12 protein-coding genes and 1 pseudogene are annotated in these 12,698 nt (G+C 59.8%); 8 read left to right on the top strand and 5 right to left on the bottom strand.

What is annotated here, in order from left to right; all coding sequences use genetic code 11:
- Positions 1 to 136: 136 nt before the first annotated feature.
- Complete coding sequence (locus B0O95_RS05935; RefSeq protein ID WP_146063995.1) at positions 137 to 580, top strand: hypothetical protein; 444 nt, start codon at positions 137 to 139, stop codon at positions 578 to 580.
- A gap of 153 nt (positions 581 to 733) precedes the next feature.
- On the opposite strand, the gene map is transcribed toward B0O95_RS05935, so the two are convergent.
- Both map and B0O95_RS05945 read right to left on the bottom strand, forming a co-directional pair.
- Positions 734 to 1,564, bottom strand: coding sequence for a type I methionyl aminopeptidase (map, locus tag B0O95_RS05940; protein ID WP_104077114.1), 831 nt, complete (start codon positions 1,562 to 1,564; stop codon positions 734 to 736).
- A complete protein-coding gene (locus B0O95_RS05945; protein ID WP_104077053.1) occupies positions 1,564 to 1,797 on the bottom strand; it encodes a ParD-like family protein in 234 nt (77 codons plus the stop codon). Before B0O95_RS05945 ends, map begins: the two co-directional genes overlap by 1 nt.
- A gap of 333 nt (positions 1,798 to 2,130) precedes the next feature.
- On the opposite strand from B0O95_RS05945, the gene B0O95_RS05950 reads away from it, so the two are divergent.
- The 7 genes from B0O95_RS05950 (at position 2,131) to B0O95_RS05980 (ending at position 8,965) form a co-directional block, all read left to right on the top strand.
- The gene (locus B0O95_RS05950; RefSeq protein ID WP_104077054.1) at positions 2,131 to 3,132 is read left to right on the top strand and encodes a LysR substrate-binding domain-containing protein; all 1,002 of its coding nucleotides are present in this window, start codon (positions 2,131 to 2,133) and stop codon (positions 3,130 to 3,132) included.
- A gap of 204 nt (positions 3,133 to 3,336) precedes the next feature.
- On the top strand, positions 3,337 to 4,539 hold the full coding sequence (locus B0O95_RS05955; protein ID WP_104077055.1) for an ABC transporter substrate-binding protein: 1,203 nt from the start codon (positions 3,337 to 3,339) through the stop codon (positions 4,537 to 4,539).
- Between the two features lie 12 nt (positions 4,540 to 4,551).
- On the top strand, positions 4,552 to 5,469 hold the full coding sequence (locus B0O95_RS05960) for a branched-chain amino acid ABC transporter permease (protein WP_104077056.1): 918 nt from the start codon (positions 4,552 to 4,554) through the stop codon (positions 5,467 to 5,469).
- A 14-nt stretch (positions 5,470 to 5,483) separates the two neighbouring features.
- Positions 5,484 to 6,521, top strand: a complete 1,038-nt coding sequence (locus B0O95_RS05965; protein ID WP_233203145.1) for a branched-chain amino acid ABC transporter permease — start codon at positions 5,484 to 5,486, stop codon at positions 6,519 to 6,521.
- Positions 6,518 to 7,288, top strand: coding sequence for an ABC transporter ATP-binding protein (locus B0O95_RS05970; protein WP_104077058.1), 771 nt, complete (start codon positions 6,518 to 6,520; stop codon positions 7,286 to 7,288). The genes B0O95_RS05965 and B0O95_RS05970 overlap by 4 nt, the downstream gene beginning before the upstream one ends.
- Positions 7,285 to 8,001, top strand: coding sequence for an ABC transporter ATP-binding protein (locus tag B0O95_RS05975; protein WP_104077059.1), 717 nt, complete (start codon positions 7,285 to 7,287; stop codon positions 7,999 to 8,001). Before B0O95_RS05970 ends, B0O95_RS05975 begins: the two co-directional genes overlap by 4 nt.
- A gap of 55 nt (positions 8,002 to 8,056) precedes the next feature.
- Positions 8,057 to 8,965 carry an alpha/beta hydrolase gene (locus B0O95_RS05980; protein WP_104077060.1) on the top strand — a complete coding sequence of 303 codons (909 nt, stop codon included), beginning with the start codon at positions 8,057 to 8,059 and terminating at the stop codon, positions 8,963 to 8,965.
- Here B0O95_RS05980 and B0O95_RS05985 read toward each other — a convergent pair.
- The 3 genes and pseudogenes from B0O95_RS05985 to B0O95_RS05995 form a co-directional block, all read right to left on the bottom strand.
- Complete coding sequence (locus B0O95_RS05985; RefSeq protein ID WP_104077061.1) at positions 8,913 to 9,677, bottom strand: alpha/beta hydrolase; 765 nt, start codon at positions 9,675 to 9,677, stop codon at positions 8,913 to 8,915. The two genes, B0O95_RS05980 and B0O95_RS05985, sit on opposite strands and share 53 nt — an antisense overlap.
- A 361-nt stretch (positions 9,678 to 10,038) precedes the next feature.
- Entirely contained in the window at positions 10,039 to 10,704 is a 666-nt protein-coding gene (locus B0O95_RS05990; RefSeq protein WP_233203147.1) for a MarC family NAAT transporter, read from the bottom strand.
- 440 nt (positions 10,705 to 11,144) lie between these two features.
- A pseudogene (locus B0O95_RS05995) lies at positions 11,145 to 12,656 on the bottom strand (SpoVR family protein); the annotation flags it as partial.
- Between the last annotated feature and the right edge of the window lie 42 nt (positions 12,657 to 12,698).

Consider the following 12,698-nt stretch of genomic DNA (forward strand, 5'->3'; position numbering starts at 1 on the left):
TGGCCTGAGCCGCGTGGGCATGCACCGCGCCGATTGCCGCGACGCCGCGGTCGATGCCGCCAGAAGTCTGAAGGACGCACGGGCGGGCGCTGGCACATGAAATGCTTAATGTCGGATCGCGACAATGGAGGGCATCATGGGGCATCAACGATATTCGGATCGCGTGACGCGCGATCAAGGGCACGCACAATGGACGCTGCGACAGGTGCCCAGGGCTTCACGGTCATCACGGCCATGCCTCGGCCTGGCGGCATTAACGCTGGTTTGCTGCGTCGCCGCCGCTGTGCCGCGGGCGGCGCTCGCAGGCACCGCGGATCGCTCGGTTGACAATCGCTCGGCCGACACGAGGTCTGCCGGTACGGTGGCACAAGCGAAGCCGGCGCCGGCGGCACCGGACCCAGCGGCGACGCAGGGGAAGCGAGTCGCGCCGCCGATGCAACAATCCGGCGGCAGTGCCGACCACGCTCGTCATCGCGGCGCAGGCAACCACCCACCCAGTGATCGAAAGAACGGGCTGGGGCTCGACACCGACAAGAGCGGACTCACTGAGCAGCCACAGCCGTCCAAGCTTAGGCGGTAGCGGCGCGTTTCGTACCCCGGTCGTCGGTGGGGCGGAATGTATCGCTGGAGCCCTATCCAAGCAAGTGGCCGATTTACTTGACTCGGTGGGGTACGCGGCATCCCCGGAAGGCAGTCGAACCCAAGTGCTGACGTAACGTTGGCGCGGTCAGTGTTAGGCGGGGTGGGGTACGGCATCGCGCAGGCCGAACGGCTGTGGCATGGCGCCATGCCGCGCCTCGGGCCACGGTGTGAGGACCTGCGCGCCGGTCTCCGTCACCACGACCATATGTTCCCACTGCGCGGACCACGAGCCATCCTGCGTCACGACTGTCCAGCCGTCCGCCAGTTGCCGCGTGTCAGCCGACCCGGCGTTAAACATTGGCTCGATCGTAAAAATCATGCCGGGCTTCAGTTCGAGGCCGGTTCTCGGGCGTCCATAGTGGAGCACCTGCGGCTCGTCGTGATAGACGCGTCCGATCCCGTGGCCGCAATACTCGCGTACGATACCGAAGCCTTCGCGTTGCCCGACGCGCTGGATCGCATGGCCGACATCGCCGAGCGTGGCGCCCGGACGCACGGCGGCAATGCCCGCCATCATCGCTTCGTACGTAGTGCGCACTAGTCGCCGTGCCTCATCGTCTGGCTCGCCGACAAAGTACATGCGGCTCGTATCGCCATACCAGCCGTCCTTGATCACGGCGACGTCGATGTTCAGAATGTCGCCGTCTTGCAACGGGCGCGATGACGGAATGCCGTGGCACACCACGTGGTTCACCGACGCGCAGATCGTCTTCGGATAACTGTGATAGCCAACGTTGGCCGGCGTCGCTCGTTGCACATTGACGATATAGTCATGGCATAGCCGGTCGAGTTCGTCGGTGCTCACGCCGGGCTTCACGTAAGGGCCGATCATCTGCAAGACGTCCGCGGCCAGCATGCCGGCACGACGGGCCATCGCAATCTCGGCGCGCGAACGGAGCGGGACTCGGGCAGCGCGCCGCATCATGCTGCCTTGCTGACGTCGTTGTCCAAGCCGGCAGTATGCCAAGGCGTGCCCGCCGCCTCGGCCTGCATTAACAGCCGGCATAGTCCGGTGTAGTCGAGCGTTGGGTTCAATTCCGCAAGCATCCCGATGCGCAGCCAGTGTTCGGCCTGCGCGTTGATTGAGCGGCTCAGCGCGCCGCTTGCGTAGCGCAGCGACTCGTGCATCTGTTCGGAGATTTTAACGATGCCCATCGGTGACTGTTCGAATATATGTTATGTATATGATTCGTATCATACTACACTGTCGAAACAAGTTAAACCCACCCGTAGCGGTAGCGGCGATGGTCCCGGATAATAGGTGTGTCCACGCTAAGACTTGAGCTTAACTTAGCCTCAGCCGTAACGAACGCACCAGTGAGACAGGCCTTGTACTCCCTGCTGCACGACAGCATTTCGCACGGTAAGAGGGTGGATGGCCAACGCGATTGGTTCGACGGGCACCGTACCTCGCGTGCGCCAGCCCGCAGCGTGTCCATGCAGCGGCCTCACGCGGGCCGATATATGGAGGATCGATGAGACTTTACGATGAACGAAAACGTACGCCAACCCTTACCGCACACCCATAAGCTTACGCATGTTTCGCTGTCGCGCAAGCTCAAGTTGCAGCAGTTGATCCTGATCGCCAAGGTCATCGACAGTGGGTCGCTGCTGCGCGCTGCCAATGAGTTGAGCATGACGCAGCCGGCGTTGACCAAGTCCGTCCAGGAGTTGGAGGCATTCTTCGGCGAGGCCCTGTTCGAGCGCACGAACCGCGGCGTCGTGCCAACGGAACTGGGCCGGCTGCTGGGCCGTCGCGCTAAATCGATGATCACCGAACTGCGCTACCTAACCGACGAGGTCAATGCTCTGCAAAGCGGTACGGCCGGGCACGTGATCGTCGGCACGCTGATATCGGCGTCGGCCCGGCTGCTGCCGGTGGCGATCCGCAAATTGAAGGAGAAGGCGCCGGACATGCTGATCACGGTGCGCGAGGGGGCGACTGCGCAGTTGTTCCCGGCGCTGGCAACCGGCGACCTGGATATCGTGGTCGGCCGCCTGCCTGAGCGCGAGCTGCCGCTTGCCAATGCGTTCCCGCTGCAACACGAGGTCCTGTTCGAGGAATCGATGTGCGTGGTGGTCGGTGCTAGGCATGCGGCAGGCCTACCCGCGCAACCGGGCCTTGCCGACTTGATGCACTTGCCGTGGATCGTGCCACTTGGTGATTCTCCAGTGCGCTTGCGAGCTGAACGGCTGTTCTATGATGCCGACTTGCCGATGCCGGCCGATCGCGTCGAGTCGCTGTCAATGCTGACCAATCTCGGCTTGTTGCTCGAGCGACCCTGCGCGGCGCTGATGCCGCGCGCCGCCGCGCGTCAGTTCGTCGATGCGGGTTTGTTGGCGGTTGTCGAGATCACCGAGGCGGCGGACTTTGGCGCCGTGGGATTTTCGGTCCGGGCAAACAAGAAAATTAGCCCTGCATGCATGCGCTTCATCGCCTGCCTTCGTGAAAGTGCGGCCTTGGTTCACGGCGTGCTCGACGGCGGATAGATCGGTATAACGGTAGGGAATAGCGCATCCTGAAAAGGTTATTATTGTTTATGCTCAACGCCGCTTAGACTGGCTGCACTGCTCTGATTCGTAGACCTGACGCGCGGCTCGGGCAGGTCGCCGCGGCGATGCGGCGACATACCGGGAGCGGGCCGCCGTTCCGTCTGCTGAATCAATATAACAGCCTCGTCAGGAGACCCACGCATGACCGACCGAGTCGATTACTCCGCGCCGTGCCGCGGCGCCCGCATGCTGATTGCGCTGGCCGTTGCCGTACTGTACCTCATGCCGGTACAAGCGGCTGAGCCGGGACCGCTGAAAATCGGTTTCCTCGCGACATTGTCCGGCACAGCCGGCGCGCTCGGCCAAGACCAATACGATGCATTCATGCTGGCTGTCGAGCAAAAAGGCGGCAAGCTGGGCGGCGTACCGGTCCAGGTGCTGCGCAAGGACGACCAGCTCAAACCGGATGTCGCGCTTCAGGAAGCACGACAACTGATCAATCGCGATGGGGTGAAAATCATCACCGGCGTGACGTTCTCCAACGTGATGATGGCAATCCACAAACCGGTGACCAGCGCCGGCGTGTTCCTGATCGGTTCCAATGCCGGCCCCACGCAGCTTGCTGGGCCGGGGTGCTCGCCGCTGTTTTTCTCGACCTCGTGGAACAACGACGAACTGCATGAGGCAGGGGGGCAATTGGTGCAGGACTTGGGCTATAAGCGCGTCTATGTGATGGCCCCGAACTACCAGGCGGGACGTGACGCGATCACGGGCTTCAAACGCGATTACCGCGGCACGATCGTCAATGAGGTGTACACGCAGGTCAACCAGCCTGATTACTCGGCCGAATTGGCTCAGTTGCAGGCTGCGCGTCCGGACGCCGTCTATGTGTTCTATCCGGGGGGCATGGGCGTGAACTTCGTCAAGCAGTATCGGCAGGCCGGTTTGCTGGGCAAGATCCCGTTGGTTTCGGTCTCGACGATCGATGGCACGACATTGCCGGCGCTCAAAGAGATCGCAGTCGGCGCGATTACCGCTGCACCGTATGCGCCTGATCTGAAGAACGCCCAGAACGCGCAATTTGCCTCGTCGTTTGAGTCCAAGTACGGGCGCAAGCCATCCATGTACGCGGCGCAGTCATATGATGCGGCTAACCTACTCGATGCAGCGCTGTCGGCTGTCAAGGGCAACGTAGCGGATCGCGATGCGCTACGTGCCGCACTGCGCACCGCGCGGTTTCAATCGGTGCGGGGCGCCTTCAGCCTGGAATCCAATCAATTCCCCCGTGCCGGCTTCTATCGCGTCGACGTCGTGCGCACTGCCGCCGGTGCCGCGTTTGAGAGCAAGAACCCGATCGTGCCGAAGTCCCGCACGCCGATCTTGCAGCAGTGCAAAATGAACTGAACGGATGCTACGATGAACCTGACGTTGGCGATCATGCAGTGCCTCAATGGCCTGCAGCTCGGCATCCTATTGTTCCTGATGGCGGCCGGCCTCACGCTTGTATTCGGTATCGCAAACTTCGTCAACCTGGCACACGGCTCGCTTTACATGATGGGCGCTTTTGTCGGCGCGCTGGTGTACAACCTGACAAGTTCATTCATGTTGGCGGCGCTGGCCGTCGTTCCCGCCATGATGGTCGTGGGCATCGCGCTGGAAGCGGGAATATTCCGCCGCCTCTATGCACGCAGCCACCTCGATCAGGTGCTTGCCACGTTCGGGCTGATCTTGTTCTTCAATGAACTGGCCCGCACTTTGTGGGGTCCTTCTCCCTACTATATGGAAGTGCCGCCCTCGCTGTCCGGCGCCATCGACGTATTCGGCATCAACTATCCTGCCTATCGGCTGCTCATCGTGGCTGCCGGTATTAGCATTGCCCTAGGCTGCTACGTCGTCATTCATCGCACCCGCTTAGGCATGCTGATACGTGCGGGCGCGACACATCGTGACATCGTCGCCGCACTAGGCGTCAACATGGGATTACTCAATGCGTTGTTGTTCGGCGTCGCCGCTGCGCTAGCGGGCGTTGCAGGGTTGCTTGCCGGCCCGATCTTGTCCGTGCAGTCTGGCATGGGCGAGCCCGTTCTGATCCTGACGATGGTGGTCATTGTCATCGGCGGGATCGGATCGATCCGCGGTGCTTTCTATGCGGCACTGATCGTCGGCGTGGTGGACACGCTCGGCCGTACGCTGCTGCCGGTGGCGCTGCGCGAGCTGCTGGAGCGCAGCGCCGCCGACAGCGCCGGGCCTGCGCTCGCATCGATGCTGATCTATATCCTGATGGCGGCCGTGCTCGCGTGGCGTCCACAAGGGCTTTTTCCGGTCAAACACTGAATAGGCGAATGATCATGTCGATCCCATTAGCCGCACGCCGTACGGCGCGTTCAACATTGAGCAGCCACGAGCCAGCCGCGCGCGCGACGCTCGCCGGCAGGATGTCATGGTTGGTCATGGCCGCGTTGATCGCGGTGCCGCTCTACGCACAGGCAACCCAGCAGATGTTCTTACTGACGCTGGTCACGCGCATCGCAATTCTCGCCATCGCCGCCATGTCGCTGGATCTGATATTGGGCGTCGGCGGTCTTGTGAGTTTTGGACACGCGCTGTTCTTTGGGCTGGGCGCTTATGCCACCGGGATGCTCGCGCAACACGGCGTGAGCAGCGGCTGGCTGCATTTGCTTTGCGCGGTCGCGGTCAGTGCACTGGTGGCTGCGGTGACTGGGGCCATCGCGTTGCGCACCCGCGGCATCGCATTCATCATGATCACGCTGGCATTTGCGCAGATGTTTTACTTTTTTGCGGTCGGTCTTCGCGAGTATGGGGGCGACGATGGCTTCGCGCTGGCTGCCGGCAGCCAGTTCGGCGCCGTGCAGCTGACTGATCCGCTCACGCTGTACGTCGTATCCGCATGCCTGCTGATGGTGCTGCTCGCGTTCGGCAGACACTTCCTACACACTGCCATGGGCCTGACACTGGGTGGCATCCGGATCAACGAGTGCCGGATGCAGGCGCTTGGCATACCCACTACGCAATGCAAACGGGCTGTCTATGTCGTGGCCGCGGCATTGTCGAGCATCGCTGGCATGCTATTCGCGAACCTGACCCAATTCGTGGCTCCGTCGTATCTGTCCTGGACGATGTCCGGTGACCTGATCGTGATGGTAGTGATCGGCGGCGCCGGCACGTTCATCGGCGCAGTGCTCGGCACGTTTGCGATCGTGTTGGCAGAAGAAGGGCTCAAGGCAGTGACGGAACACTGGATGCTCGTCATGGGGCCGTTGATCGTGGTGGCGGTGCTCGTCAATCGCCACGGGCTGGCAGGGCTGCTCGAGTCGTTCGGCACACGCATGGGCCGCGGCCCCCGTGCGGCGGGAGAGCAGGTATGAGTTTGTTGCAAGTGACGGGATTGGTCAAGCGTTATGGCGGCTTTGTCGCGACCGACCATTTCGGCATGACGATCGAACCGGGCGAGATTCATGCGGTCATTGGGCCGAACGGGGCAGGCAAGAGCACGCTGATCGCGCAACTGGCCGGCGAGTTGCGCCCGGACGCTGGCATGATCAAGTTTGACGGCCGCGATGTGACATCGGCAAGCATCAGTCAACGGGCGCGGCTCGGCTTAACACGCTCATACCAGATCACGTCTGTGCTCCCGGACTATACCGCACTGCAGAATGTCATGCTCGCAGTCAATGCGCTCGGGCCGCGGCGCTTTAGCTGCTGGGGCGCGCTCGCGCGCCAGAGCCGCGTGCGCGAGCCCGCATTGGAGCTACTCGAGCGTGTCGGGTTGGCGCAGCGCGCGCACGTGAGCGCGGCGCAGATGGCACATGGCGAGCACCGCCAGTTGGAGCTGGCGATGGCGCTCGCCGGCCGGCCCAAGCTGTTGTTGCTCGATGAGCCCATGGCAGGCATGAGCCAGGCCGAGTCAGAGAACATGACGGCACAGCTGCGCGAACTCAAAGGCCGTCATGCGATGTTGCTGGTGGAACACGATATGGACGCGGTCTTTGCACTGGCCGACAGGATCACTGTATTGGTCTACGGCAAGCCGATTGCTACGGGGCGTGCCGACGAGATCCGCATTGATCCCCGCGTACGCGAAGCTTACCTCGGTGATAACACGGCACCGCACGGCAAAGGGGAACACGTATGACGGGCCGATTGCTCGAAGTCGAATCGCTGGTAGCGTTTTATGGCCGCAGCCAAGCGTTGTTCGGTGTTGATCTGATGGTCGACGACGGCCAATTCGTGACACTACTGGGTCGTAACGGGATGGGCAAGTCCACCACAGTCAAGTCGATCACCGGCTTGCTGCACAATTGCACGGGTGCCGTCCGGCTTGGTGGCAAGCCGGTGCATTCAAGCGCGTCCTATCGGATTGCGCGGGCCGGCATCGGTCTTGTGCCCGAGGGCCGACACGTCTTCCCGACCTTGACGGTGCGCGAGAATCTTGTCGCGACGGCACGCGCCGGCCATCCGCGGCAAGGGGGGCCGTGGACACTGGAGCGTGTCTACCAGCTGTTTCCAAGGCTCAAGGAACGCGAGCGTAATCTCGCTTCGGACCTGTCCGGCGGGGAGCAGCAGATGCTCGCCATCGGCCGTGCGTTGCTCACCAATCCGCGCCTGCTGATCCTGGACGAAGCGACAGAAGGGTTGGCCCCGTTGATCCGCGAGGAAATCTGGCGATGCCTTGCTGAGCTGAAGCGGACCGGATTAGCGATTCTTTGCATCGACAAGAACCTCGCGTCGCAACTGGCGATTGCAGACCATCACTACCTGATGTCCAAGGGGCGCGTGGTCTGGCACGGCGATTCGGCACAGCTGCGGGCGCAGGCGGACAAGTTGAGCGCGCACCTAAGCATCTAGCGACGCGGCAACCGGTGCAGCGTATCATGCATTTCGAACTGACAGCGGGAATATCATGCCGTTTGATTTGACGTTTTCCGACCTCGCCGAGCGCGCTGTTCAGTACAATGCTCGCGCATCCGTGGCCGACTTCGATGCGCAAATGCGCCTATACGCGCAGCTAGCCGAACGGTCTCGGCAAGCCTGCCCGGCGATGCTCGACCAACGCTATGGCATGGGACAGGCCGAGCGCATCGATATCTTTCCGGCCGTCGCGGCCGGCCAGCCCGCGCCGCTCTTCGTCTACGTCCACGGTGGATACTGGCGTTCGCAGTGCAAGGAGGACGCATGTTCGATGGCGCAAGCATTGACGAGCCACGGCGTGGCAGTGGCGATGGTTGAATACACACTGTTGCCCGAGGCGACGCTTGCCGAAGTCGTTCGCGAGGTGCGCAGCGCGGTCGCATGGTTGTATCGCCATGGCGGAACATATGGCATCGATGTTCAGCGGATCATCGTCTGCGGTAGCTCGGCGGGAGCGCATCTGGCCGGCATGCTGTATGGCGACGACTGGCAACGTGCGTTCGAGGTTCCGTCCGACGTCATCAAAGGGATCGTCGGCCTGAGCGGACTCTACGATATCCGGCCGTTATGCGACATCGACGTCAACGAATGGCTAAGGCTCCATCCGGAGCAAGCGGCGTTACTCAGCCCGGCGTTGCGGCTGCCGCACGACGGACCGCCGGTGGTATTGGCGGTCGGGGACCTGGAGACAGCCGGCTTCAAGCACCAGACCTATCATTTCCATGAGCTGCTGGTCGCAAAAGGGTTGCCAGTACGACTGGTACAGCAGCCGGATCGCAATCATTTCAACCTCGTCAACGAGCTTGCCGATCCGTCCAGTGAACTGTTCCGCGCTGCGCTAGCGCTGCTTACAACCGACGCAGTTGCTCCGAGAAAAACGAGCGGGTACGCTCGGCGATGATTTCTTTGTCAAAGTCGATGGTCGCGACGTGGAAAGAATTTTGAAGCACTAACAGCCGTCGGTCCGTCGAGCTAATGCCATTCAGGATGATCTGCCCATTCGCCGGCGGCACGACATGATCTTCTGGGGAAACCATGACCAGAGTCGGACAGACGATTTTTGGCAGCAGATCTCGTGTCACGTTCATCAAGCCGTAGATTTCCTTGATCGTGGATACCGGGATTTCGTGGTATGCCACCTCGGTAACATTCGGATCCTTGACGTCATTGCCTACACCGACAAGGTAGTCCGGCGCATCTTTTTTGTATGCCAGCTCAGCCAGCGCGTGGGTTCCGAAATAAAGGCACGCGTTGATCGGCACGGCGGCCTTGATCTGCTGAGCATACTGTGCGGCCATGTACAAGGTGAGGCAACCGCCCATTGACAGTCCCGCCATAAAAATCGTCGTACACCGCTTGGAGAGCAGCGCCAGCCCGTCTTCCAGCGAGCGGATCCAGTCGCTCGCCGTTGTTTCAGCCATTGCGGCAGGCGAGTCGCCATGCCCTTTGAGCCGCGGCGCGTGGACCGTCCAGCCCTCCTTGCTGTGCAGATACTCGCCCAGATACCGCATTCCTGACGTCGTGCCGGTGTAGCCGTGTGACAGCAGCACACCCACTTCATTTCCTTCCAGTAGGAAGGGCTGTCCGTTTTCTCGATAGACTTCCGGCGTCATGATTTTTGTGCTCCTGTATTGATTGTGTTACTTATTTTTAAGGCCATAAACGATGGCGGTAAAGGCGATGGCCCCCCCTGAACAATGAGTTTACCAGGCTCCTTGACACCCCCATTACGGTGAGCAGTGGAAAGAGCAGGGCAAAGCCATCACGGTCATGCCGCTTCAGATGGCCTCGAATGGTCGTACGGCTGGGCTGAGCCGGCTGCGCTTTCTCGTTGGTACGCGATGTGCAACTTGACGAGAGCGGCGGTCATTGGCTGCACCGCATCGGTAAGGGCAGCAAGCCTGGCAGAGCGACGCTGTTGCCACTGGCAACTGACTTCACCCAATTTCCTCGATGCGACAGAACCTTAAGGGGTCATTCTGACGGCATGAAAGCCCCGTGTAGCCCATTTAAGCCAAACTGAACCCCCATACAGACCAGCATGAAACCCATTACTCGGGAAATGGCATCGGTACCAGACCTTCCCAACAAATGAAGCACCCGCGATGCGCTGCGCAAAGTCAACCACAGGATCAACGTAAGCGCAATATCGACGGTTAGCACGACAAGATGATCGATCAGACGATACCCACCCGTTCGATGGATTGCTGAAGCATCGCTAACAATCATCGCGATCGCACCTGGGCCAACGGTCACGGGCAAGGTGAGTGGAATAAAAGCCACATTTGCTGGAGGCGTTGATGCTATTTTCTTTTGTGTTTCAATCTCGTGATATTTTGGGAAGAGCATTCCAAAACCAATATAGGTGACAATCATCCCTCCCGCGACACGCATTCCCGGAACCGAAATGCCGAACGCATTCATAATGGCACTGCCTGCGTAAAAACAGGCTAATAGCGATATCAGTACATAAAATGCGGTCAAATTGATCTGTTGATTGCGCTGCGCAGGACTCATGTGAGCACTCAATCCGAGAAATACGCTAGCGCTGGTAATTGGGTTGATGATTGGTAAAAGCGTTATCAGGCCAATTCCAACATAATTCAGATAATCACTCATAATGTTGAACTCCTCTTCCATGCGTAGCTCATGCCGTTGGTTCCAAGTTGTGGACCGCCTAGCAGTTTCCTCGCATATTCCGCGCCTGCCTTCAGCTGCACTGGCTGTGCCACCGGCAAAATACAATGATGAACGGGACTGCTCGGATGTTGCTTGCAGCTTATATTCCCGCACATCGAGACGAAATGGATGCCGGCAGGGTTTCGGGCAGGCGCTCGTATCCGGATTCCCAGAGCGCTGCGGCATCGGCTGCGTCGTTTTTATTCGACTTCACAAACTGGGCCCTAAAATGCGATAATTCACGTTATGTAAAATTATGTCGTTATGTTGTTTGGCCTGGCCTCTAACGGTTGCTCGAACCAGCCCTGAAATTTGTAAATCCCTCCAACACTTCGTTTTTCTGCGCTTGATTATCAAAAGGTGCGTATCGTCAACGTTATCGCGCGGCGATGCCGCCCGCCCTAGACCCGCACCGCCGGCGCGACGTAAGGACATTCGTAGCGACGTCGCACCGTGCCGTTCTCGTCGACGCTTTCCAGGTGCACATTAAACTGCCACAGCCGCGCCATGTGTTTGAGCACCTCTTCGGTGTCGTTGCCCAAATGTCGATGGTCAGTCATGAAGTGACGCAGCGTGAGACTGCGATCACCTCGTGTATTCACTGACCATACTTGGATATTTGGCTCACGGTGATGGATATCATACTGGCGCGACAGCGCCTGCCGGACGTATTGGTAGCCGCTTTCGTCATGAATCGCGGAGATTTCCAAGGCCTCTTTCGAATCGTCGTCCAGGATCGAGAACAGCCGCATGTCCCGGATCAATGACGGCGACAAATATTGGGCAACGAAGCTTTCATCCTTGAAGTTGCGCATCGCATAGTCGAGTGCCTCGAGCCACGAGCTGCCCGCCAAGTCGGGAAACCAGTGCCGATCCTCGTCGGTCGGCTGCTCACAGATGCGGCGAATGTCCGTCATCATCGAAAACCCCAGTGCATACGGGTTGATCCCGCTGTAATACGGTTTGGTCACCGGGGGCTGGTAGACGACATTGCTGTGCGAATGCAGAAACTCGAGCATGAAGCCGTCAGCCAGCTTGCCTTCGTTGTACAGCGTATTGAGCAGTGTGTAGTGCCAGAAGCAGGCCCACCCTTCATTCATCACCTGGGTTTGCCGTTGCGGATAGAAGTACTGCCCGATCTTGCGCACGATTCGTATGACTTCGCGTTCCCACGGCTCCAATAGCGGCGCATTCTTTTCGGCGAAATACAGCAGGTTTTCCTGCGGCTCGGGCGGATAGCGGGTTTCATCCGCGTCGTCCACGGTTTCGGGCTTGGAGCGCGTTGGCAGTGTGCGCCATAATTCGTTGACCTGCGTCTGCAAATACGCCTCGCGCTCGCGTTGCCGTTCCAGTTCCCGCTGTAGCGACAGCTTTTGAGGACGCTTATAGCGGTCCACGCCGTAGTTCATCAGCGCATGGCATGAATCGAGCAACTCCTCGACGCGGTCCAGGCCGTAGCGCTCCTCGCATTCGGCAATGTAGTGCTTGGCATAGACCAGGTAATCGATGATCGCGTGAGCGTCGGTCCACAGCCGAAATAGATAATTGCCTTTAAAAAACGAGTTGTGGCCGTAGGCCGCATGCGCGATCACTAGTGCCTGCATCGTCATCGTGTTTTCTTCCATCAGATAGGCGATGCAAGGATTCGAATTGATGACGATTTCGTATGCCAGTCCCATCTGGCCGCGCCGGTAGCTTTTCTCGGTCGCAAGAAAGTGCTTGCCGAAAGACCAGTGCCGGTAATTGACCGGCATGCCGACCGACGCATACGCGTCCATCATCTGCTCGGCGCTGATCAATTCCAGCTGGATCGGATAGGTGTCGAGCTTATAGTGCTCTGCCACGCGCGCAATTTCAGCGTCGTAGCGTTCGATTAGCTCAAAGGTCCAGTCCGACGGATTCGGCAATGGCCGGTGGCCATTGCCATGGTCGCTCGGTCGCATGCGGGTATCCCC

Origin of the sequence: Mycetohabitans endofungorum (genome assembly GCF_002927045.1) — a bacterium.
GTDB classification, from domain to species: domain Bacteria; phylum Pseudomonadota; class Gammaproteobacteria; order Burkholderiales; family Burkholderiaceae; genus Mycetohabitans; species Mycetohabitans endofungorum.

Bases quoted from the DNA above. Each gene is read 5' to 3' on its own strand.
- B0O95_RS05935 (WP_146063995.1), top strand. From the start codon at position 137: ATGGGGCATCAACGATATTCGGATCGCGTGACGCGCGATCAAGGGCAC.
- map (WP_104077114.1), bottom strand. From the start codon at position 1,564: ATGCGGCGCGCTGCCCGAGTCCCGCTCCGTTCGCGCGCCGAGATTGCG.
- B0O95_RS05945 (WP_104077053.1), bottom strand. From the start codon at position 1,797: ATGGGCATCGTTAAAATCTCCGAACAGATGCACGAGTCGCTGCGCTAC.
- B0O95_RS05950 (WP_104077054.1), top strand. From the start codon at position 2,131: ATGAACGAAAACGTACGCCAACCCTTACCGCACACCCATAAGCTTACG.
- B0O95_RS05955 (WP_104077055.1), top strand. From the start codon at position 3,337: ATGACCGACCGAGTCGATTACTCCGCGCCGTGCCGCGGCGCCCGCATG.
- B0O95_RS05960 (WP_104077056.1), top strand. From the start codon at position 4,552: ATGAACCTGACGTTGGCGATCATGCAGTGCCTCAATGGCCTGCAGCTC.
- B0O95_RS05965 (WP_233203145.1), top strand. From the start codon at position 5,484: ATGTCGATCCCATTAGCCGCACGCCGTACGGCGCGTTCAACATTGAGC.
- B0O95_RS05970 (WP_104077058.1), top strand. From the start codon at position 6,518: ATGAGTTTGTTGCAAGTGACGGGATTGGTCAAGCGTTATGGCGGCTTT.
- B0O95_RS05975 (WP_104077059.1), top strand. From the start codon at position 7,285: ATGACGGGCCGATTGCTCGAAGTCGAATCGCTGGTAGCGTTTTATGGC.
- B0O95_RS05980 (WP_104077060.1), top strand. From the start codon at position 8,057: ATGCCGTTTGATTTGACGTTTTCCGACCTCGCCGAGCGCGCTGTTCAG.
- B0O95_RS05985 (WP_104077061.1), bottom strand. From the start codon at position 9,677: ATGACGCCGGAAGTCTATCGAGAAAACGGACAGCCCTTCCTACTGGAA.
- B0O95_RS05990 (WP_233203147.1), bottom strand. From the start codon at position 10,704: ATGGAAGAGGAGTTCAACATTATGAGTGATTATCTGAATTATGTTGGA.